Annotated in this window: 20 protein-coding genes; 12 read left to right on the forward strand and 8 right to left on the reverse strand. The window is 69.6% G+C overall.

Annotation, left to right across the window (positions count from 1 at the left end):
- Positions 1–2,697, reverse strand: coding sequence for a phosphoenolpyruvate carboxylase (locus tag MRBLWH12_RS01535; protein WP_363545358.1), 2,697 nt, complete (start codon positions 2,695–2,697; stop codon positions 1–3).
- Positions 2,698–2,792: 95 nt separating this feature from the next.
- Here MRBLWH12_RS01535 and nhaA point away from each other — a divergent pair, with 95 nt between their 5' ends.
- From nhaA to MRBLWH12_RS01555, 4 genes are all read left to right on the forward strand, one after another.
- Complete coding sequence (gene nhaA, locus MRBLWH12_RS01540) at positions 2,793–3,959, forward strand: Na+/H+ antiporter NhaA (protein WP_363545361.1); 1,167 nt, start codon at positions 2,793–2,795, stop codon at positions 3,957–3,959.
- Between the two features lie 104 nt (positions 3,960–4,063).
- On the forward strand, positions 4,064–4,657 hold the full coding sequence (locus tag MRBLWH12_RS01545; protein WP_363551274.1) for a MazG family protein: 594 nt from the start codon (positions 4,064–4,066) through the stop codon (positions 4,655–4,657).
- 72 nt (positions 4,658–4,729) lie between these two features.
- The gene (locus tag MRBLWH12_RS01550; RefSeq protein WP_363551276.1) at positions 4,730–5,986 is read left to right on the forward strand and encodes a histidine--tRNA ligase; all 1,257 of its coding nucleotides are present in this window, start codon (positions 4,730–4,732) and stop codon (positions 5,984–5,986) included.
- A gap of 168 nt (positions 5,987–6,154) precedes the next feature.
- Positions 6,155–6,943, forward strand: a complete 789-nt coding sequence (locus MRBLWH12_RS01555) for an SGNH/GDSL hydrolase family protein (protein ID WP_363545364.1) — start codon at positions 6,155–6,157, stop codon at positions 6,941–6,943.
- On the opposite strand, the gene MRBLWH12_RS01560 is transcribed toward MRBLWH12_RS01555, so the two are convergent.
- Complete coding sequence (locus MRBLWH12_RS01560) at positions 6,924–7,433, reverse strand: VOC family protein (RefSeq protein WP_363545366.1); 510 nt, start codon at positions 7,431–7,433, stop codon at positions 6,924–6,926. The genes MRBLWH12_RS01555 and MRBLWH12_RS01560 overlap by 20 nt on opposite strands.
- An 81-nt stretch (positions 7,434–7,514) precedes the next feature.
- Here MRBLWH12_RS01560 and MRBLWH12_RS01565 point away from each other — a divergent pair, with 81 nt between their 5' ends.
- Entirely contained in the window at positions 7,515–8,312 is a 798-nt protein-coding gene (locus MRBLWH12_RS01565; RefSeq protein ID WP_363545368.1) for an AraC family transcriptional regulator, read from the forward strand.
- Positions 8,313–8,314: 2 nt separating this feature from the next.
- On the opposite strand, the gene MRBLWH12_RS01570 is transcribed toward MRBLWH12_RS01565, so the two are convergent.
- Genes MRBLWH12_RS01570 through MRBLWH12_RS01590 form a run of 5 tightly spaced genes read right to left on the reverse strand, consistent with a single transcriptional unit; the run spans position 8,315 to position 14,551 of the window.
- Positions 8,315–9,544: an APC family permease gene (locus tag MRBLWH12_RS01570; protein ID WP_363545371.1), complete on the reverse strand. Its 1,230-nt coding sequence runs from the start codon at positions 9,542–9,544 to the stop codon at positions 8,315–8,317.
- A 4-nt stretch (positions 9,545–9,548) separates the two neighbouring features.
- A complete protein-coding gene (locus MRBLWH12_RS01575; protein ID WP_363545374.1) occupies positions 9,549–11,216 on the reverse strand; it encodes a CocE/NonD family hydrolase in 1,668 nt (555 codons plus the stop codon).
- Complete coding sequence (locus MRBLWH12_RS01580; RefSeq protein ID WP_363545377.1) at positions 11,213–12,619, reverse strand: MFS transporter; 1,407 nt, start codon at positions 12,617–12,619, stop codon at positions 11,213–11,215. The genes MRBLWH12_RS01575 and MRBLWH12_RS01580 overlap by 4 nt, the downstream gene beginning before the upstream one ends.
- Positions 12,549–13,547, reverse strand: a complete 999-nt coding sequence (locus MRBLWH12_RS01585; RefSeq protein ID WP_363545379.1) for an alpha/beta hydrolase — start codon at positions 13,545–13,547, stop codon at positions 12,549–12,551. Before MRBLWH12_RS01585 ends, MRBLWH12_RS01580 begins: the two co-directional genes overlap by 71 nt.
- The gene (locus MRBLWH12_RS01590) at positions 13,544–14,551 is read right to left on the reverse strand and encodes an alpha/beta hydrolase (RefSeq protein WP_363545381.1); all 1,008 of its coding nucleotides are present in this window, start codon (positions 14,549–14,551) and stop codon (positions 13,544–13,546) included. Before MRBLWH12_RS01590 ends, MRBLWH12_RS01585 begins: the two co-directional genes overlap by 4 nt.
- A 74-nt stretch (positions 14,552–14,625) precedes the next feature.
- Here MRBLWH12_RS01590 and MRBLWH12_RS01595 point away from each other — a divergent pair, with 74 nt between their 5' ends.
- Positions 14,626–15,639 carry a LacI family DNA-binding transcriptional regulator gene (locus MRBLWH12_RS01595; protein ID WP_363545384.1) on the forward strand — a complete coding sequence of 338 codons (1,014 nt, stop codon included), beginning with the start codon at positions 14,626–14,628 and terminating at the stop codon, positions 15,637–15,639.
- Positions 15,640–15,652: 13 nt separating this feature from the next.
- Here the strand turns inward: MRBLWH12_RS01595 and MRBLWH12_RS01600 are convergent, their stop codons facing one another.
- Positions 15,653–16,123, reverse strand: coding sequence for a DUF4442 domain-containing protein (locus tag MRBLWH12_RS01600; protein WP_363545387.1), 471 nt, complete (start codon positions 16,121–16,123; stop codon positions 15,653–15,655).
- 97 nt (positions 16,124–16,220) lie between these two features.
- On the opposite strand from MRBLWH12_RS01600, the gene MRBLWH12_RS01605 reads away from it, so the two are divergent.
- The 6 genes from MRBLWH12_RS01605 to MRBLWH12_RS01630 all read left to right on the forward strand — a co-directional run bounded on the left by MRBLWH12_RS01605 (position 16,221) and on the right by MRBLWH12_RS01630 (position 21,337).
- Positions 16,221–16,571: a GntR family transcriptional regulator gene (locus tag MRBLWH12_RS01605; protein WP_341975455.1), complete on the forward strand. Its 351-nt coding sequence runs from the start codon at positions 16,221–16,223 to the stop codon at positions 16,569–16,571.
- A complete protein-coding gene (locus tag MRBLWH12_RS01610; RefSeq protein ID WP_363545390.1) occupies positions 16,568–17,659 on the forward strand; it encodes a DUF1648 domain-containing protein in 1,092 nt (363 codons plus the stop codon). Before MRBLWH12_RS01605 ends, MRBLWH12_RS01610 begins: the two co-directional genes overlap by 4 nt.
- A complete protein-coding gene (locus tag MRBLWH12_RS01615; RefSeq protein WP_363545393.1) occupies positions 17,656–18,609 on the forward strand; it encodes a CPBP family intramembrane glutamic endopeptidase in 954 nt (317 codons plus the stop codon). Before MRBLWH12_RS01610 ends, MRBLWH12_RS01615 begins: the two co-directional genes overlap by 4 nt.
- 31 nt (positions 18,610–18,640) lie before the next feature.
- On the forward strand, positions 18,641–19,300 hold the full coding sequence (locus MRBLWH12_RS01620) for an O-methyltransferase (protein ID WP_363545395.1): 660 nt from the start codon (positions 18,641–18,643) through the stop codon (positions 19,298–19,300).
- A gap of 102 nt (positions 19,301–19,402) precedes the next feature.
- A complete protein-coding gene (gene eno, locus MRBLWH12_RS01625) occupies positions 19,403–20,683 on the forward strand; it encodes a phosphopyruvate hydratase (protein ID WP_102192408.1) in 1,281 nt (426 codons plus the stop codon).
- A 36-nt stretch (positions 20,684–20,719) separates the two neighbouring features.
- Positions 20,720–21,337 (forward strand): FtsB family cell division protein, encoded by a 618-nt coding sequence (locus MRBLWH12_RS01630; RefSeq protein WP_363545398.1) that lies wholly within the window; start codon positions 20,720–20,722, stop codon positions 21,335–21,337.
- Positions 21,338–21,379 lie beyond the last annotated feature (42 nt).

Here is a 21,379-nt window from a genome sequence, read left to right on the forward strand (position 1 = left end):
TCACCCGGTGTTCTGCAGGCCGGCCGCGACTCCGCTGACGGACAGCAGCAGGAGCCGCTGCTGCTCGGCATCCGCTCCCGAGCCCTCCGGGGCTGTGGCCGCCGAGGAGCGGAGCGCCCGAAGGGCACGCAGCTGCAGCAGCGACAACGCGTCGACGTAGGGACTGCGCAGCTGCACAGCGCGCTGCAGGATCGGCTTGTTCTCCAGCAGACGGTCCCCGCCGGTGAGCCGGATGACCCATTCGCGGGTGAGGGCGAGCTCGTCCAGCACGAGGGCGGCGAGGTCGTCGCGGTCGCCGAGCGCGAGGTACTGGCGGGCGATGCGCTCGTCGGTCTTCGCCAGGCTCATGGCGACGTTGTCGACCATGGTGCGCAGCAGCGGCCACTCCCGGTACGCCTCGGCGAGCAGCGCCTCGTCGCCGATGGCCTCGAGCGCGGTACCGAGTCCGAACCAGCCGGCGAGGTTGATGCGGGCTTGCGTCCACGCGAACACCCACGGGATGGCTCGGAGGTCTTCGAGGGACTCGACGGAGAGGCCGCGGCGCGCGGGTCGCGAGCCGAGCGCGAGCAGTCCGATCTCCTCCATCGGGGTGACCGTCGCGAACCACGGTGCGAAGCCCTCCGCCTTCACGAGCGAGAAGAAGCGCTCCCGCGAGGCGACGTCCATGACAGCGGCGATGTCGGCGTAGCGCGCGGCGGCGCTGCTGGTGCGCGCCTCGACGGTGGGCGACGAGGCGAGCAGGGTCGCCGCGGCGACCTGGTCGATGTGGCGCATCGCGATGGCCGGCTCGCCGTAGCGGGCGAAGATGACCTCGCCCTGTTCCGTGAGCTTGAAACGTCCGTCGACGGAGTGCGGTGGTTGCGCCAGGATCGCGGAGTTCGCCGGTCCGCCGCCACGGCCGAGAGCCCCGCCGCGCCCATGGAACAGGGTGAGCGTGATGCCCGATTCCTGCGCCCACTGGGCGATCTTCTCCTGTGCCTCGTAGAGCGCGAGGTTCGCGGCGACCGGCCCGACGTCCTTCGACGAGTCCGAGTAGCCGAGCATGACCTCGAGGCGATTGCCGGTCGCGGCCATCCGCTCCTGGAACTCGGGGAACGTGACGACCTCGGCGAGGATGTCGGGTGCGGCCTGCAGGTCGGCGAACGTCTCGAACAGGGGCACCACATCGAGCACGAGCGCATCGTCGCCGAGCGCGTGGCGGGCGAGGCGGTGCACTGCTGCGAGATCGGATGCCGCCTGCGTGAACGACACCACGTAGCGGCCGGCGGCACGCAGGCCGTAGTCGCGTTGAATGTCGGCGATCGCGCGGAAGACGTCGAGCACCTCTTCGGTCTGGGCGCTGACAGCCTCGCCGCTCTCCAGCTCGGCGAGCGCCTTCGCGTGCACCTGCGAGTGCTGGCGGACCTCGAGTTCGGTCAGGTGGAAGCCGTAGGACTCGACCTGCCAGATCAGATGCTGGATGCCGCCGAAGGCATGGCGTTTCGCCCCGGCATCCGCCAGCGAGGTCTGGATGACGCGCAGGTCGTCGAGCAGCTCCTCGGGGGCGCCGTAGCCCAGGGAGCCGGCGCGACTGCGCGTCGCGGCGACCCGCCGTGCGAGAGCGAGGAGCACCCGCCGGTGCGGTTCGCCGGGGGAGCGCGTGGCAAGATCGGCGGCGACCGACGGTTCTGCGGCGGCGAACGCGTCCCACAGGGCGACGACCGCGGAGCTTGGCGGAGTGTCTTCGGCGTCGAGGGTGAGGGTGCGGCCGATCCGCTCGAGCGCGCGCTCGAGTCCGCGCAGCACGTGATCGGAGGCGATCTGCGCAGCCTCTCTGGTGACGGATGCCGTCACGAAGGGGTTTCCGTCACGGTCGCCGCCGACCCAGGAGCCGACCCGCACGAAGGCGGGGACCACCGGTGCGCTCGCCCCGGACTCGTCGCCGCGCAGGGCGTCATCGATCCGGCGGTACACGTGCGGCACGGTGGTGAAGAGCGTCTCGTCGAAGACGCCCATCACGGTGCGGACCTCGTCGGTCGGCGACGGCTTCTGCGCGCGCAGCGGAGCGGTGCGCCACAGTGTGTCGATCTCCTCCAGCATCCGTCGCTCGGCACGTTGCTCCTCGGCGCCGTCGACGCTCGCCGCATCGTGCTGCGTGAGCAGTTCGGATAGACGGCGGATGCTGGACGACACGGCCCGGCGACGGGCCTCGGTCGGATGCGCCGTGAACACGGGGTGAAAACGCAGCTCCTCGAGCCGCCGCCGCGCTTCGGCATCGCCGACCTCGCTCCGCAGCCGCGCATAGGCGGTGGCGACGGTGTCGGCGGCATCCTCACGCCCCGGCTGTCCTGCGCGCTCGCGGAGGACCCGGACGCGCTGGTGCTCCTCGGCGAGATTGACCAGATGGAAGTAGCAGGTGAAGGCGCGGGCGACCTCGTCGGCGCGGGCGACGGAGAACGACTCCGCGATGGCCGCGGCGCGGTCGAAGGCCTCAGGGGTCTCCTGGTCGTATGCCTGGATGGTGGCGAGACGCAGGCGCTCGACGTCCTCGAAGAGGCCGTCGTCGCCGGACTCGCGGAGCACCCGGCCGAGCAGGCCGCCGAGCATCCTGACGTCGGAGCGCATCTGCTCTGGAATGCCACGGCCCGCTTCGAAGCGTCCGATGACGCGGATGGCCTCGGTGTTCGTGGGCTCGGAGAAGGTGTGTTCGGGGGTCACTTTTCGAGCGTATCCGGGTCTCGCCCACACGCGTGACCAACGGGTTTCCCCGGCGTAACAAACGCCGCGTCGGGGGGCGCTCTACGATGGAGGGAATGCGTATCTCGGCGAACCCCCTCCGCGGACAGCAGTTCCCTGCCGTTCTCCTGCTCCTGGCAGCAGGACTCGGTCTCCTGCTGGCGAACCTCCCCACGCATGACGCCCTCGCGGCCGTGCTCGACTTCCACATCGCGGTGCCCGGCACCGGACTCGACCTCTCGGTGGCGCACTGGATCTCCGACGGTCTGCTTGCGATCTTCTTCCTCGTCGTGGCCATCGAACTGCGCCACGAGCTCACCCACGGTGAACTCGACTCGCTGCACAAGGCGATGCAGCCGGCGATCGCGGCGGCCGGTGGCGTGCTCGTCCCGATCGCGGTGTATCTGCTGTTCGCCGGGGGAGCAGACACGGCGTCCGGCTGGCCGATCCCCACGGCGACCGACATCGCATTCGCGCTCGGTGTGCTCGCGATGTTCGGCAAGGGTCTGCCCGCCGGTGTGCGGGTGTTCCTGCTCGCCCTCGCGATCCTCGACGACATCATCGGCATCATCTTCATCGCCGTGCTGTTCGCCCGTGACGTGCAGTGGGTTCTGCTCGGGCTCGCGCTGGTCGCTGTCGTCGCGTTCGCGCTGCTGAGTCGCCTGCTGCACAAGACCGGTCATGCCGGCGTCGCCGTGGCGATGGGCGTGCTGGGCGTCGTGACCTGGGGTCTCGTCGCGGCATCCGGCATCCACGCGACGATCGCAGGCGTGCTGCTCGGACTGGTGATGTCGCCGGTGCCGGCTGAGCGGGTGCGGCACGCTCTGGAACCCGCCGTGAACGGCTTCATCCTGCCATTGTTCGCGTTCGCCGCGGCGTTCGTGGTCATTCCCGCCCTCTCGCCGAGCGAACTCTCACCCGCGTTCTGGGGCATCGCCGTGGCGCTGCCGGTCGGCAAGATCGTCGGAATCAGCCTGTTCGGCTGGGTGGCGATGCGCATCCGGCCGAAGGGCACCAAGCCCGCGTTGCCGTTCGCAGACATCCTCGCTGCCGGCGCCCTCGGCGGCATCGGCTTCACCGTGTCGCTGCTGCTGGCCAACCTCGCGTTCGCCGATGATGCCGTCGTCCGCGACCAGGCCATTCTCGGCGTGATCGTGGGATCGTTCGCGGCTCTCGTGCTCTCCGGCGTGATCGTGTCGCTGCGGTCCCGGTGGTATCGACAGGTCGCTGCGGCGACATCGTGAGATCCGGGGCGACTGCCCCGGCCGAAGGGAGAACCGTGTCTCCGCACTCCGACCGTCGCGACGGCGTACCGGGCGCCGACCCCTTGCGGGTCGCCGCCGAGACGATGCGCGAGGTGCGCGAGAGGTGCGTGTGGTCCGAGCGCATCACGCACCGCGACCTGATTCCGTACCTCATCGAGGAATCGCACGAGGTGATCGACGCGGTCGAGAGCGGTACGCGCGCCGATCTGCGCGAGGAACTCGGCGACCTGCTCTGGCAGGTGCTGTTCCATGCGGCGATCGCCGCTCAGGATCCCGACGATCCCTTCGATATCGATGACGTCGCGCGTACCTTGACCGCCAAGATGGTGCGTCGGCATCCGCACGTCTTCGCGGGTGAGATCGCGCGGACTCCCGAAGAGGTGCTCGTGCACTGGAACGCAGCGAAGGCTGCGGAGAAGCGCGCGAGGACGAGCGTTCTCGACGGCGTTCCACGGGGGATGCCGGCGCTCGCGCTCGCGCAGAAGCTCGCCGGTCGCGCGGCCGGCGTGCGCGTCTCCGTGCCGGCGCCCGTCGGGGCGCCGGCATCCGAAGCCGAACTCGGTGACGCCCTGCTGGCGCTCGTCGCGACTGCCAGGGCCAACGGCTGGGACGCCGAGCGCGCCCTCCGCGAGCGGCTCCGGACGCTGGAGGACGAGGTGCGCCAGGCCGAGGCCTGACCGCACCGCGGCGTGGATGCCCGGCGGACCTGGAAGGATAGATCCGTGGCTACTGTGAACCCGCCGCGCGGAATGCGCGACATCCTCCCCGCCGACAAGGCCCGCCGTGAAGGCGTGCTCTCCGTCATCCGCGACCGTTATCGGGCGCACGGATTCGACGAGATCGAGACCCCGGTGGTGGAGGAGTACTCGCGTCTGCACGCGGGCATCGGCGGCGACAACGAGAAGCTCGCCTACAACGTGCTTCGTCGAGGTCTTGACGCCGAAGCGATCCGGGATGCCGCCGATGACCCGGCCGCGCTCTCCGACCTGGGCCTGCGCTACGACCTCACGGTGCCCCTCGCGCGCTTCTATGCGACGAACCGCGGCCAGTTGCCCGCCGTGTTCCGCTCGATCCAGATCGGATCGGTCTGGCGTGCCGAGCGCCCGCAGAAGGGTCGTTACCGGCAGTTCGTGCAGTGCGACATCGACGTCATCGGCGACGACTCGGCGCGTGCCGAGGCCGAGCTCATGGTCGCCTCGCTCGACGCGGTGGACGCACTCGGACTCGAGGGCGCGACCGTGCGCATCAACGACCGACGGGTCCTGGACTGGATGCTGGGCACGTTCGGCTTCACGGCGGATGAACGCCCCGGCGTGCTCATCACCATCGACAAGCTCGACAAGATCGGGCCGAGCGGCGTGGCCGCTGAGTTGCGCGAGCGCGGCGCAGCGGCATCCACCGTCGACGCCTTCGAGGCGTTCCTGAATCGGCCGCAGACCATGGAGTACAACCCGTTCGGGGAGCGCCAGGTCCGCAAGGCGCTGCCGGAGGGGGCGCCGGACGAGATCGTCGGGCACCTGGTCGGCATCGGCGAGGCGGTGGCGGCTGGGACCGGTCAGACCGACATCCCGCTCGTCTTCGACCCGTTCCTGGTGCGCGGCATGGGCTATTACACGGGCACGATCTTCGAGCTCGCCCACCCCTCTGTCGACTACTCGCTCGGCGGCGGCGGCCGCTACGACGGCATGATCGGCCGGTTCCTCGGTCAGCAGGTGCCCGCGGTCGGGTTCTCGCTCGGCTTCGAGCGTCTCGTCGACCTCGTCACCACGGCCCCGGAGGCCGAAGCGTCGTCGGTCGTGCTGATCCACGACGCCGACGTCTCGATCTCCGAGCTCGCCGCGCACAAGTCCGCGTTGATCGGAACCGGCGCACGCGTGCGCCTCGAGCGTCGCACCAAGAACCTCAAGGCGCTGCTGGAGCGTTCGGCATCCGATGGGTACACGTCGTTCGCGACGCTCTCGGCGGGTGCCGAGCCGGGGAACCTGGAGCTCAAGCCGCTCTCCTGACCGGTGCCGGGTGCACTTGCAGGACCGAGGCACGGACGTCGGGCCGTTCCACGGCGTTTCGTCATGCATCCGTGATTCGGTCCTGCAAGTCGCACCGGTGCGGATGCGGTGAACACGGGGCCGGAAGCCGTTCACGCGGCGTTCACGCTCTCGCGGTCGAATCGGATCATGACGCGCTCTCGCATCGTGCTCGCCGCCGGCCTCACCATCAGCGCCGCGTCGGCCCTCGTCTGGGGCGGACGCACACTGCTGACCAGGCAGGCGGCGATCGCCCGCCGCAGGATCGGGAAGCCGCTCGGCGAGGACTCGCTCGACGCCGATCGCATCTGGCGGTCCTCCCTCGCCGGTGCTCCGGTCGAGCTGCTGCTGCTGGGCGACTCGCTCGCCGCCGGACTCGGCGCGGAGCGAAGAAAGGACACCCTGGGCGGTCGGCTCGCGAAAGGCCTTGCCCGGCAGCTCCACCGGCCCGTGCGCCTGCACACGGGAGCGATCGTCGGCTCCGAGTCCTCAGCGCTCGCCGGTCAACTGGACGCGCTTGCGGACGGCTACCGCCCGGACGTGGCCGTGATCGTGGTCGGCGGCAACGATGTCACGCACCGTGTGCCGGTCGCCGAATCCGTCGCCCACCTCGAGTCCGCGATCGCCGACCTGCGACGGCGCGGAGCGGCGGTCATCGTCGGAACGTGTCCTGATCTCGGCGCGCTGCGGGCGGTGCCGCAACCGCTGCGCACGCTCGGCGCGCGGGTGTCCCGACAGTTGGCGCTCGCGCAGACCGCCGCCGCGGCGCGCGCAGGCGCCGCGAGCGTCGATCTGCGTCGCGCCGTCGGACCGATGTTCCTCGATGATCCGGACGGCATGTTCAGCCTGGACCGGTTCCACCCGAGCGCGCTCGGGTATCGCCGCACCGCGGAGGCGCTGCTGCCGGCGGTCGCCGCGGCTATGCGCTCGCGGAGCTGAACGAGGCCGCCCACTCCTGCACGCGCTGCGCGCTCTCCTCGACGGAGAGATCCTCGACGCGACTCATGATCGACCAGCGCACGCCGAACGGATCGCGGATGCTGGCGAACCGGTCGCCGGAGACGAACGTCGATGCGGGTTCCCGCACGACGGCACCGGCAGTCACGGCACGCTCGACGGTGGCGTCGGTGTCGGGCACGAAGACCCCGAGCGAGTAGCAGTCGTCCTCGCCTGCAGGCGGCGCGACGAGGTGGTACTCGGCGGTCGGTTCCCCGATCTGCAGCAGCCCGAGTCCGAAGTCGAGGTCGGCATGCACCACGACGCCGCCCATCTCGGTGATGTCGATGACCGTGGCCCCGAAGACGTCACGGTAGAACGCGATCGCGTCGGCAGCGCCGGGGATGGCGAGGAACGGGGTGAGCGAGGTCGCGTTGTTCGGGCGGCCGTTGGTGGTGTGGGTGCCGGTGAGGCCGGCGGATGATGTGTTCATGCCTCCACGCTAGGGATGAGCGGATGCGCAGCGATTGAAGATTCGCGACACGATGTCGGATGCCGCGGCTATCGTCGGAACGTGATCGATGCGCGGCGAGGAGTGCTGTACCCGGCGCGGATGCCGGAGTTCCATCGGCTGCCGGCGCCTCCTGAAGCAGCGGAACTCGCCGCCTGGTTCTGGATTCCCGTATGGGACATCGAGCCGGGGCGCACGTCTCGTCAGGATGTCGTGGCCTACCCGGCCCTGAACCTCGTGGTCGAGCAGAACGGCGGCGCACCGGCCGAAGTGCAACTGGTCGGGGCGACGACGGCTGCATCCTTCCGCGACCTTCGCGGCCGCGGTTGGGCTGTTGGCGCGCTTCTGCGCCCGGCGTCGGCCGCCGCGCTGGTCGAAGAGCCGGCCGCGCTCCGCGACACCGCGATGCCTTTCGATGCTCCTGAGCTTTTTGCGGGCGTCGCAGCGGCCATGACGGACGCGGGAGACAGCGGCCGCGCCCAGGCGGTGGCCGTGTTCGCACGGTGGCTCGCCGCGCGGGTCGGCGAGGTCTCGCCCGTGGCGCGACAGGCGAACGCGATGTCGGATCTTCTGATGACGGATGCGTCGATCCTGCGTGCGGAAGATGCCGCAGCGCGACTGCATCTGTCGCTGCGCACGCTGCAGCGTCTCGCGCATCGGCACGTGGGACTGCCGCCGGCGGCGATGATCCGCCGACGCCGATTGCAGGAGGCGGCGCAACGGATGCGCGATGATCCGCACGCCGAGATCGCCGTGATCGCCGCCGATCTCGGCTACGCCGACCACGCGCATCTGACCCGAGATTTCCGAACGGTTCTCGGGATCGCTCCGAGCACCTACCGAGCCGACCCCGACAGCTGAGCTCAGCGGCTGGCGATACTCAGCCGCAGCATCCGGTACGCCACTCCGAGGAGCACGACACCCGTGCCGACGAGAGATGCGACGATCGGCAGGGTGTTCACGAGCACGAGGCAGCCGAGCGCGCCGAGCACCTGGAGAGCCCGCGGGTAACGCCGTGCGCTGTCGTCCTGACGGAAAGCGGCCGCGTTCGCGATCAGGTAGTACAGCAGCACGCCGAATGACGAGAAGCCGATCGCGTTGCGGAGGTCGGCGACGAGCACGACCCCGATGACGATGATCGCGATCGCGACCTCCGCGCGGCGCGGCACCTGCCAGCGTTCATCGACGTGCGCGAGGAAGCGCGGTACGTCGTCTTCCCTGGCCATGGCCAGTGTCGTGCGGCCGATGCCGGTGAGGAGCGCGAGAAGGGCGCCGAGCGACGCCGCTGCCGCAGCCACCCGCACCACCGGCGCCAGCTCGGGCCAGCCGGCGGCGGTGATGACGTCGGCGAGCGGGGCCGTGCTGGTTGCCGCATCTGCACCGAGCGTGGTCATGACGGTGATCGCGACGAGGACGTACACGACCACGGCCCCTGCGAGCGCGAGCACGATCGCGCGAGGGATGGTCCGCTCCGGGCTCACCACCTCTTCGCCCATCGTGGCGATTCGCGCGTAGCCCGCGAACGCGAAGAAGAGAAGCCCTGCGCCCTGCAGCACGCCATACGCGGTGGCATCCGGCAGCGGCGCCGGAGAGGCCTCCGGGGCAGCGAGGAGGCCCGTCGCGACGACGATCGCGAGGCCGAGCAGCGAGCAGACCACCAGGATGCGGGTGAGCAGGGCGGTGCGGGTGACGCCGAAGCAGTTGACCGTGGCGAGGGCGGCGACCGCGGCGACGGCGACGGGCACCTCCCAGCCGGCCGGGGCGGCGTAGGCGGCGAAGGTCATCGCCATCGCGGCGCAGCTGGCGATCTTGCCGATCACGAAGCACCAGCCGGCGATGAACCCCCACCACGGGCCGATCTCGGCGCGTGCGTACGCGTAGGTGCCGCCCGCGACCGGGTGCACGGCGGCGAGCTGCGCCGAGGCCGTAGCGTTGCAGTAGGCGACGAACGCGGCGATCGCGAGCGCGATGAGGATGCCGCTGCCGGCCACCCCGATCGCGGGTGCCCATACGGCGAAGACCCCGGCGCCGATCATCGAGCCGAGACCGATCGCGACGGCATCGCCCAGCGTCAGACGGCGAGTGAGCGGCATCCTCTCATCGTGCCACGGGCACGTGAACGGCCGGTGCCCGGCTCGTGTCGAGCGCAGGCAGGGTGAGGGCGGCCGGTGCCGGGCCGCCGACATGAACGACCTGGTCGCTCCCGATCAGCCGCGAATGGTCGCGCACCGGATCAGCCGTACCGGGATTGCGCAGGTGCAGCGGATGCGCCCCGGAAGAGACCTGCACGCGAAGGCGTGAGCCGGCGGCGAAGCGATGGGCGATCGGCGCGAAGGAGAGTCGGATCCGGCGGGACTCGTTCGGGGCCGCCTCAGCAGGCAGGCGCTGATAGACGTCGGTGATCGTGCGCGACCTGCCCTTGAGGTCGACTTCGCAGAGCCGGATGAACAGGTCTGCGCGAGGGTTGGACGACGCAAAGGTCAGATCGATCCCCGGCTCTCCGATGATGACGAGATCTTCCGGCAGGGGGTCGCCTGTGAAGATCAGCACATCATCTCGCTGTTCCCGCAGACGCTGATCGCGGCGGCCGGCAGCGAACGGATTGAGAGTGCGGCCGCCGGCGTCCGGTGTGGGATCGGCCGGCTCGTAGCGATACGGGAGTGCCGCGGCCGGACGTTCGGCCTCGGGCAGCGCGAGCTGTCCGTCGGCGGTGAACTCGTGGAACACGGTCGTGGTGGGAACCGGCCACTGCTCGAACTCGTGCCAACCGGCGCCGCCACTGATCTCGAGTCGCACGTCTGCGCCCTTCCCGGCATCGGCGAAGGCCGCCAGCGCCTCGCGCACTCCCATCACCGTCGTCTCCGGGTCGCCATGGATCCAGTCCCCGATGATGAGCCGAACGGGGCGATCGGCATCCTTGAGCGCGGCGTAGTCGGCGAGCTGCCCGACGAGGAACAGGTCCTGCCACCCCGCCATCAGCGTCACCGGAGGGACCGTGTCGACATCGGACGCGAAACGCAGCGGATGCCACCAGGGATCGCCCTCATCGCTGTGATCGACCCAGTCCCGGAAGAATTGCGGATCAGCCTTCGCAGCGACGCGAACGGCCTCGCCGGGAGGAGTGGCGAGGGCGCCGCGGGGGATCGCCCACCTGGCCCGGAGCAGGGCCCAGATCCGACGAGGAAGGCTCCGCTCCTGCATGTCGAGGGCGTACGCCCAGGTGAGCGGCGTGTCGATCGAGAACCCGCCGCCCGGGTACAGGATCGCATCATCGAAACGTCGAGCCGAGATCGCGATGCCCATGGTGTCCGGGCGCTCCTCGCCGTCGCAGTACGCCCACTGGGTGACTCCGAAGTAGCTCCCGCCCCAGGAGTGCACGCGGCCCGTCGCCCAGCTCTGACCGCGCACCCAGCGCAGCGTCGCCTGCCCGTCGGCGACCTCGTCGTGCAGTGGGCTGAACGAGCCGCCAGAGCCGAACGTGCCGCGACAGCTCTGCACCACGACGTGATGGCCGCGTTCGGCGAAGAAGCGGGCGACGCCGGCGACGCCGTCGCGCCCGTACGGGGTGCGGATCAGCAGCGTCTGCCCGCCGGCCCCCTCCGCGTGCCAATGGTCCGTCAGCAGCTGGGCGCCGTCGTCGGCGGCAACAGGGATGCCCGGCGTGAGAGTGACGAGCGGGTGCGTCGGCGGCGGCATGTCGGCGGCCCTGGACAGTCGTCGGTACTCTCGGCGTGCGGCACCGCGCAGTCGAGGAGCGGCAGTCATCGAACGCCCTTCACCCTGGTGACCGCGAACGCGGCGATCAGCGCCATTCCGACGGTGCCGATGTACAGGGCCGCGAAGTTCTCTCCCGTGGGTGATCCTATGCGGGTCGCGAAGAATCCGAACACCGGTACGAGGATGCCCGGCAGCAGGTAGGCGAGCGCGACGATGCCGAGGTCCTTGCCGGCATCCTCTGCCGAGGGAAGGCACTCGGTCATCAGTGCCACGTCGGCGGCGATGTAGGCGCCCTGGCCCGCTCCGACGATCGCGATGCCGATGAGGAAGAACCCGATGTCCCCGAAAGCAATGGCCAGGACGAGTCCGACCGCACTGAGAAGTGCGCCGAAGACGACCGTCGGCTTTCGCCGTCCCGTGCGGTCGGAGATCACTCCGAAGACGAATGCCATCACGAGGTTCATCATCGTGAACGCCGCCGTCGCCTGAGTCTGCACACTCGCGATCTCGGCAGGATCCTCGATGCCGAACCGGCTGGAGATCGTGAGATAGAGATAGCTGGTCACAGACACGATCGAGGCCGTCATGAAGAATCGGCACACCCATGCCCAGGCGAAGTCCGGATATCGCCGGGGGCTCAGCCAGAACGTCGACAGCACGCCGCCCCAGTCCAGCTTCGGTGCGGGCTGATCGCGGCGGATGTCCTTGAGCGCGAAGAACAAGGTGAGAGCCAGGAGCGCGGAGACTCCGCCGGGGATGAGGAACATGCCGACCTGGCCCAGCCCTGCCACGACACCGGCGAACGACACTCCGATCAGGATCCCGATGGCGGTGGCAGCCCCCGTGACGGCCGACATGATCGCGCGGATGCGGCGGCGGATCTGATCGGCGAACAGGGTGTGGATCGTCATCGACACCGCACCCCAGCCGATCAGCACCAGCATCGTTCCGAGGCCGAGAACGACCAGTGAGGGGGCCAGCGCCTGCACCGCATATCCGCAGAGCGCGATCAGCGCGCCGCTGAGGATCCACGGACGGCGGATGCCCAGGCGCGACATCGAACGGTCGCTGAGGCGTCCGAAGATCGGCGTCGTGATCAGGATCGCCGCCCCGCCGACGGTGAGGATGATGCTGAGGTTGCCGGTGGCGTGCTCGGGGTCCCACTCCTTGAGCAATTGCGGGACGGCGACAGCGGCCACGCCTTGAGCGATCCCCGAAGCGAACCAGGTGAGGACGAATGCGGTCCAGAACCACCGGCTCTGCCGCTGTCCGGGGATGTGGTCGGCGCTCAGAGGCGGAGGGGAGGGAAGGACGGGCTCGACGGCATAGGCGGACATCATCGTCTCCAGTTCGTTGGTCGGGTCGGGCGGGGGAGCGACATCATCGGCGCGGCGGATGCGTGTCCGAAGACCGCGGTGCATAGGCGGCGGCGAGTTCGGCGGCGAAGTCATCGTGCCAGTCCCGCGCTCCCTGCCATCGGGCGGTGAGAGCGGGGGAGCCGTGGATGTGCCCCTCGCCGATTCGAAGGACGACTGCCACTCCCGACTCACGCAGAGCGCGAGCGTAGGCGACGGCGCCGTCGAGGAGCGGATCGAATTCGGCTGCGAGGATCAACGCGGGCGCGAGGCTGCGGTGGTCCGCCGCGTCCAGCGGTGAGGCCGCCGTGTGGGGCGCGCCGGCGCGATACACATCGGCGATGCTCTCGGCGTCCTCCATGCCCGATGCGCGGCGGTATCGCTGCATCGACGCACCGAAGGTGCGCAGCGCGGCAGGCAGCACCTCGAGTGCCTGATGGTGCAGTGCGCGTCCGGCGTCGCGCTCGCGGAGGGCTGCGGACGCCGCGATGGTCGCACCGGCGGAGTTGCCTCCGATGCCGAGCCGATCGACGTCGACGCCGAGTTCGTCGGCGCGCGAGCGCAGCGCATGCAGCGCGGCGACCGCGTCGTCCACCGGGGCGGGGAACGGATGCTCCGGCGCAAGGCGGTATTCGAGCGAGACGATCTGGACTCCTGAGCGGAGTGCGAGGGCTGCGCAGATGCGGTCGTTGAGGATCTCGTCGATCGACCCGCCGACCCAGCCGCCTCCGTGCAGCCACAGCATCGTGGGGCTGTCGCCGATCGCATCCGCGCGGCGGAACCGTCGAGCGCGGAGCGGACCGGCGCCGCCGCGCAGCTCCAGGTCGTCGATCTCGACGCCGTCCGGCGCCGGATCGGTGAACTCGAGCGCGACGAGATCGCTCACTCTCCGCGCCGGGCGGCGCCGCGCGACCGGGTCTGCGGCGGCGAGTTCGGGATGCGCTGCCGAGAGCTCCTCGACGCGCTGGATCCACTCGAGGACCGGCGCGCTGAGCGGCGGGCAATCCGTGCGGTGAGCGGTCATACGACGCCTCCATCGTGCAGCGTGCGCAGCTGTGAGACGAGGAAGCGATGCGCGGCATCCGCGGCGGGAACGAAGCCGGTCGAACCGAGTGATCCGTGCGTCTGCCCGATGAATCGGATCGCCGTCACCGGCACCCCCGCGTGGGAGAGCGCACGCGCGTACGCCTCGCCGTCGCCGCGCAGCGGGTCGAGCTCCGAGGTGAGGATGAGGGCAGGGGGCAGGCCTTCGTGCGACGCGGCGAGCAGAGGAGAGGCGTAGGGCTCGCGGGCTGACGCCGCATCGTCGCCGACGTATTGCCGTACCAGGCTCCGTCCCGCCTTGCGCACGATCACTCCCGGCATCCTGGCGCTGATGCCGCTCATGTCGGCGTGACCGATGGTGAGGTCCAGCGCGGGATTCTCCAGTATCTGTAGTGCGATCGGGTGTCGGGTGCGATCACGGTTCATCAACGTCACCGCCGCGGCGAGGTCACCGCCCGAGGACGCACCGCCCACCGCGATCCGGCTCGGTGACGCGCCCAGATCCTTCGCGCTCGCATGCGTCCATTCGAAGGCCGACCAGCACTGCTCCGGTTGCGTCGGGTAACGCTGCTCGGGCGCATGCGCGTAGTCCGCCGCGACGATGATGATCCCGGCATCCCGTGCCCGCTCGCGGAAACGGGCATCCCACGACACCCAGTCGATCCCGGCGATCGTGAAGCCGCCGCCGTAGAAGTAGACGAGGATCGGCAGATCGGAGCCGGCCGGTGCCGGTTCGGGCCCTGGCCAGTACACGCGTACCCGCACGTCGGGATGCCCGACGACCGGGATCACGTGATCTCGCGTGGCGGTGCCGATCGGTTCGATCCCCAGCTCCGCGCTCACCCTGACGTCGTTCTCCTGCGCGACCCGCCGTCGTCCGGCCGGGTCGGCCGGTTCGGGCGCGAGCAGCGGAGCGATCCGCTTCTCGTGTGCGGCGACCGCGCTGTCGAGCAGCGGTCGGCGGAAGCGGGAACGTCTCGGCATCGGGCATCTCCTTCGATGGGCTGCGCACTAGTCTTGGCAATCGAAGAACTTCGATGAAGGGTGGATGTGGTCGAATGCGCGCACGCCCTGGACGCGTCACCATCTACGACGTCGCTGCACGCGCCGGCGTGAGCATCTCCACCGTGTCGCTGGCGGTGAGTTCTCCGCACCGCGTGCGGCCGGAGACCCGCGCGCGCATCGTCGAAGCGGCCACGGCACTGGGTTATCGCATGACGGCGGGGAGGCGGGTCGGCGCTGCGCGCATCGCCGTGGCCGCACCGTTCACGACCTATCCGTCGTATCTGCGTCGCCTGTCCGGGATGCTGCGTCGAGCCCGTGATGCCGCGGTCGACATCATCCCGTACGACCTGGATTCCGCAGCCGCCGCCGACGAGCCTCTTCTCGATGTGCTCCCGACGCGTGCTGACGTCTCGGGGCTCGTGGTGATGGGAGTGCCGCTCGGAGGAGCTGCGCGCCGGGCGAGCAGAGCGGCGCGCATCCCCATCGTGTACGTGGACGTCGTGCCGACGAGGGCAGACGTCGGGGGTCCCGTCGTACTCGTGGACGACCGTGACGGCGGTTCGCAGATCGGTCGTCATCTCGCGGAACTCGGCCACCGCCGGATTCTCTTCGTTCACGAGCCGCAGCGCTCGCCGTCGTACGTGTCGGCAGGGATGCTTCGCATCGAAGGGCTTTCGCAGCACCTCGACGTCACCGCCGTCGCGGTCGATGGGCCCTCGTCGGTCGATGATCGGGTGCTCCGGGCGCGGACCGATGCCGGGGCCACGGCGATCGTCGCCAATCACGACCAGTTCGCCGCGGCGATCCTGTCCCGGCTTCGCTCCGCACGCGCTACGGCTCCGATCGCGGTCGTCGGGTATGACGACGGCGAGGTCGCCTCGGCGCTGGACCTCACCACTGTTCGACAGCCGTTCGAGGAGAGTGGCCGTACGGCACTCGAACTCGCGCTCGGATTGGCGTCGGGTGCGGCGTCGGCGCACGAGACGATACGGCTCGCCCCGCGACTGATCGTTCGCTCGTCGTCGATGCCGCCATCGCCCGTCGCCCCATCCGGAGGGGGCGCCTGACGAGAGACGCGTGTCAGCTGCGCGTAGCCGTGACGCGCTTCTTCTCGCGGATGTACACCTCGCGGCGAACCTTCGCGACGACATCGCCTTCGCGATCCGTGATGACCGTCTCGAACCATTCGAGCACTTTCGCGCCGCCGCGCGCCCGCTCGCGGATCTCCGCGACTTTCTCGGGGCTCACCTCGAACTCCGCAGTGAGAACGCCGCGTCCCGGCTTGAGGAACTCGATCTCACCGCGGGTGTCCCACACGACGTAGTCACGCCCGAGCTGGTGCATGACGAGCATGAAGAAGTACGGGTCGGTCATCGCCGACATCGACCCCCCGAAGGCGGTCTTGACGTAGTTGCGGGTGAGCACGTTGACGTGCAGCTCGACGGTCGCGTGCGTCCAGTCGTCGCTGAAGCGCCGGATACGGATTCCGCTGAACAGGTTCGGGATCCAGAGACTCATGCCGATGGCCAGGCGGCGGGGGGTGACACGCATGTCGCCCATCTTGCCGAGCGGGTCAGGACCTGGTGCATTCGTTGGTCGAGATGCTATAAATGTTCTAGTTAAACTAGAACAGTACGAATGGAGCGAGATGCTGCTCACGATCGAGCCGCACAGCGAGCGCCCTCTCTTCGAACAGGTCGCGGCCTCCGTGCGCACCGGAATCGCCAGCGGAAGAATCCGCCCGGGTGACCGGCTGCCCGCCGCGCGTGAGATCGCCGCCGGGCTCGGCGTGAACCTGCACACGGTGCTCCATGCTCTCCAGAATCTTCGCGATGAAGGGCTGATCGATCTGCGCCGCGGACGCGGCGCCGTGGTGGCGCCCGCGGCCGACGCCCTCGCCGAGCTGCACGCCGACGTCAATGCGCTCGTCGCCCGCGCCGCGGCAGTAGGACTCACGCCGGACACCCTCGCCGCCCTCATCAAGGAGCACTCCTCATGAACATCTCGTCCGCGAAGACGACGCAGCGCCGCCGGGCTCGTGCGGGACTGCTGTGGGTGGGGCTGATCGTTCCGCTCGGAGTCATCGCCCTCGCCGCCGCGGTGATGTTCGCCTGGCTTCCCGAGATGCCTGATCCCGCGGCGATCCACTGGTCGGGTGCCGGTCCTGATGGATTCGGGCCGCCATGGGCGAACCTCCTTCTGCCGCTCGGCGTCGGCGTCGGGATGGTGCTGGTGATGGTGGCGCTCGGCCTTCTTGCGCAGCGACTGCCTTCGCACCGCGACGGCACCGCGACGCTGCTGCCGCGCAGCAATCACGATCCGAGTGCAACGGTGCGGCTCCTCGGGGCTGTGAGCTTGGGACTGTCGGTACTGCTCGCTGTGCTCGGCCTCGCCATCATGGGAGTGCAGCGAGGCCTCGACGATGCGCGGGATGCGCCCGACATCGGACCATGGGCGGCTCTGGCCTTCGCCCTGCTCGTCGGTTTCACCCTTCTCGGCTGGTTCGTGCAACCGAGCTCGTCGAAGCCGGGGCCCCTCGACGCCACGCAGCACCAGGAGCCGTGGCAGGGGGGAAGCGCGGCTCCGCTTCCGCTTCCGGCCGGCGCACGCGCCGCCTGGTTCGGAACGTCGACGCTGTCTCGAACGGGCATCGTGACGATCTCTCTCTTCGTGTTCGTGACGCTCGGCGTGGGTGTCGTGCTTCTCGCGTTCGGCCGTGCCGGCGGATGGTTCGCGGTAGGCGTCGGGCTGCTCCTGGTCGTGATGCTGCTGAGCACCTCCGTCTTCTACGTGCGGGCGGATGCCGAGGGGCTGCATCTGCGCAGCGCGGTCGGATGGCCCCGCTATGCGATCGCCGCCGAAGATATCGCGGCAGTCCGCGCCATCCAGGTGAACCCCTTCTCGGAGTTCGGCGGTTGGGGGATCCGCTGGGGCGCAGACGGCCGCTTCGGCATCGTGCTGCGCACCGGGGAAGGCATCGAGGTCGCCCGCATCAACGGCAAGACCGTCATCGTCACCCTCGACGACGCGGTCACCGCAGCGGCAGTGCTCAGCGCCGCCGCGTCCACCGGAAAGGAACAGGAATGACGTTCTCCACCAACGCGCCGAGGACCCGACCCGCGTGGGGCGCGATTCTCGCGTTCGTCGTGCTCTCGTGCGCCATCGCCTGGCTCGTCGCTCTGCCGCTCTGGCTCGGTGACGGGCTCGCGGAGCCGATCTCCGGCGTCCTGCTGCCGGTGATGATGTTCACGCCGGCTGTCGCCGCGCTCATCGTCACGTTCGCGATGCGGGTGCCGGCGCGCGGTGGTCGTGCGCGCTTCCTGGGGCTGTGGCCGCTGCGCCCCGCCAGACGAGTGGTCTGGCTCATGGTGCTGGCCTGGCTCGCCCCTCCAGTGCTCGTGGCGCTCAGCATCCTGCTGTCGGCGGCGCTGGGCTGGGTGCAGCTCGACTTCACCTTCGCCGCGTTCGCCGCGGAGATCGAGAAGGCGCTCCCGCCAGGGACGCCCGCGCCGCCGGTCGTCGCGATCGTGGTGGCGCAGCTGGCGTCGATTCCGCTCGCGGCGCTCTTCAACAGCATCTTCGCCTTCGGCGAGGAGCTCGGGTGGCGCGGCTGGTTGGTGCCGGCGCTGCGGCCGCTCGGCACGTGGCCGGCCCTTCTGATCAGCGGCGCTGTCTGGGGCTTCTGGCACAGCCCGATCATCCTGCTCGGCTACAACTTCGGGCGTACGGACATCACCGGCGTGCTCTTGATGATCGGCGGGTGCGTCGCCTGGGGGATCCTCCTCGGCTGGCTGCGCCTGCGCTCGGCATCGGTGTGGCCGGCCGTCATCGCCCACGGATCACTGAACGCCGCAGGCGGGATGATCGTGATCTTCGCCGCGGCCAAGCCCGACCTCGCCCTCGCCGGGCCGCTCGGGGCGGCGGGCTGCATCGTGATCGCTCTCGTGATCGTCGTGCTCCTCATCACGGGGCAGTTCCGGCAGCAGCCCGAACTCGCGGACGCACCCGGTCGGCTGCTGTCACCGCCGCGCTCTTGACGGCTGCGGTTCACCGGGATTGGCTGGACCCATGCAATCGACACCTGCCGCCTGGGCGGAAGCGGACATCTACCTCGCCGACACGCTCGTCGGCCACGACCCCGCGCTGGAGGCCGCGCTCGAGGCGCAGCAGGCTGCCGGGCTCCCGAAGATCGAGGTCGCTCCTGTCGCGGGCAAGCTGCTGAATCTGATCGCACGGCTGAGCGGCGCGCGCCGGGTGCTGGAGATCGGAACGCTCGGCGGATATTCGACCATCTGGCTGGCGAGGGCAGTCGGCGAAGGTGGCAAGGTCCTCACCGTCGAGGCGGAACCGGACAACGCCGCAGTTGCACGGGCGAGTATCGACGCCGCGGGCATCGGTGAACGGGTGGACATCCGCGTCGGTCGCGCCGCAGACGTCCTGCCCACTCTGGTCGGCGGATTCGATCTCGTGTTCATCGACGCCGACAAGGAGTCCAACACGATCTACCTCGACTGGGCGGCCAGGCTGGGGCATCCGGGCACCGTCGTCGTGCTCGACAACATCGGCCGCGAGGGCGAGATCGTGCGCCAGGACAGCACCGACTCGATGGTCGTCGGCACCAGGGACGCGCTTCGGATGCTGGGGGAGGACCCGCGCTTCGACGCGACCGCCCTGCAGACCGTGGGCATCAAGGGCTGGGACGGCATCGCGCTCGCGCTCGTCGTGTGACGACGGATCGTCACGCCCCGGGGTGGTGAGTGCGGGCGGGCTAGACTGGGCGCGGATCGACGTCGCTCCACCACACCCTTTCCCTGAGCAAGGAGCACATTCGTGGCACTCATCGAGGCTGTAGGCGCACGCGAGATTCTCGACTCGCGAGGTAACCCGACCGTCGAGGTGGAGGTGCTCCTCGACGATGGCATCGTCCAGCGGGCTGCCGTCCCCTCGGGTGCATCCACCGGCGCCTTCGAGGCGTACGAGCTGCGTGACGGCGACAAGACCCGTTACAGCGGCAAGGGCGTGCTCAAGGCCGTCGAGGCCATCATCGACGAGCTCGGCCCGGCCATCGAGGGCGTCGAGGCGAGCGAGCAGCGCGTCATCGACGAGATCCTCATCGAGGTCGACGGCACCGAGAACAAGAAGCGCGTCGGCGCCAACGCCATCCTCGGCGTCAGCCTCGCGGTGGCAAAGGCCGCGGCAGACTCTGCCGACCTGCCGCTGTTCCGCTACCTCGGCGGACCGAACGCGCACGTCCTGCCCGTTCCGCTGTTCAACGTCATCAACGGCGGAGAGCACGCCGACAACGGCATCGACATGCAGGAGTTCTTCCTCGCGCCGATCGGCGCCGAGACCTACTCCGAGGCCCTCCGCTGGGGCGTCGAGACCTACCACGTGCTGCGCGCCGAGCTGAAGGCCGCGGGCTACGCCACCGGCCTCGGCGACGAGGGCGGCTTCGCCCCCGATCTGCCGAGCAACCGCGAGGGCCTCGACTTCCTGGTCAAGGCGATCGAGAAGGCCGGCTTCAAGCCGGGAACCGAGATCGCCCTGGGCCTCGACGTCGCAGCGACCGAGTTCTTCAAGGACGGCGTCTACCGTCTGGACAGCAAGGACTGGTCAGGACCCGAGCTGATCGAGTACTACGTCGGACTGATGAACGACTTCCCGATCGTCACGATCGAGGATGCCCTCGCCGAAGACGACTGGGACAACTGGAAGCTGCTCACCGACGCGCTCGGCTCGAAGGTCCAGCTCGTCGGCGACGACCTGTTCGTCACCAACCCGGAGCGTCTCGCCGATGGCATCCGCCGCGGCGTGGCCAACTCGCTGCTGGTCAAGGTCAACCAGATCGGCACGCTCTCCGAGACGCTCGACGCGGTCAGCCTCGCGCAGCGCTCCGGCTACACGGCGATGCTGTCGCACCGCTCGGGCGAGACCGAGGACACCACCATCGCCGACCTCGTCGTCGCGACGAACTCGGGTCAGATCAAGGCGGGTGCGCCTGCTCGCAGCGAGCGCGTCGCGAAGTACAATCAGCTTCTGCGCATCGAGGAAGAGCTGGGGGATGCCGCGGTCTTCGCGGGCCGTTCGGCCTTCCCGCGCTACCAGGGCTGAGCGCAGCTGAGACAGACATAACACCGAGGAGGAGCCGTGGCACGACGACCGGCTCCTCCTTCGGCGTCTTCGGGCGCCTCGAAGGCGCCGAGTTCGAAGGCGCCGAGTTCCAAGGCGCAGAGCTCGAAGGCGAAGCCCGCGAAGAAGAGCGCCGCTCGCACCACGCCGACCCGGGCGGCCGCCTCGCGTCCGGCATCCAGCCGAGCTGCGGCCGGCGGGCAGAGTGTCGACGTGCGCGAGTGGGCGTCCGGCATCCGCCTCTCCGCCTTCTCGGTCATCATGCTGTCGCTGGTCGTCCTCGGCGCCTGGGTGCTGGTTCCGACCCTCGGCACGTTCATCGATCAGCGGCAGAAGATCGCAGCGCTCGAGGCATCCGTCCAGGTCAGCGAGGACGAGATCGCCGCTCTCGAGCAGGAGCGCGAACGTTGGCAGGACCCTGCGTACATCACCACCCAGGCGCGTGAGCGCCTCTATTACGTCAAGCCCGGCGAGGTCGTCTATCTGATCGACAACGACCTCGATCCGGCCGCTCTCCCGCAGGAGCAGGAGGCCGTCAGCGACACCCTGGAAGAGAAGCCGGCTGACTGGATGGGGCAGCTGCTGCGCACGCTCACGTCGAGCGGCCTCGCTGACACGGCGGCCGTCACCCCCTGAGTGACGCTGAGCGTTCGCTCCGAGCATCCCCCCGGTTGCCTC

The sequence above is a fragment of the Microbacterium sp. LWH12-1.2 genome (assembly GCF_040675825.1).
Taxonomy (GTDB): domain Bacteria; phylum Actinomycetota; class Actinomycetes; order Actinomycetales; family Microbacteriaceae; genus Microbacterium.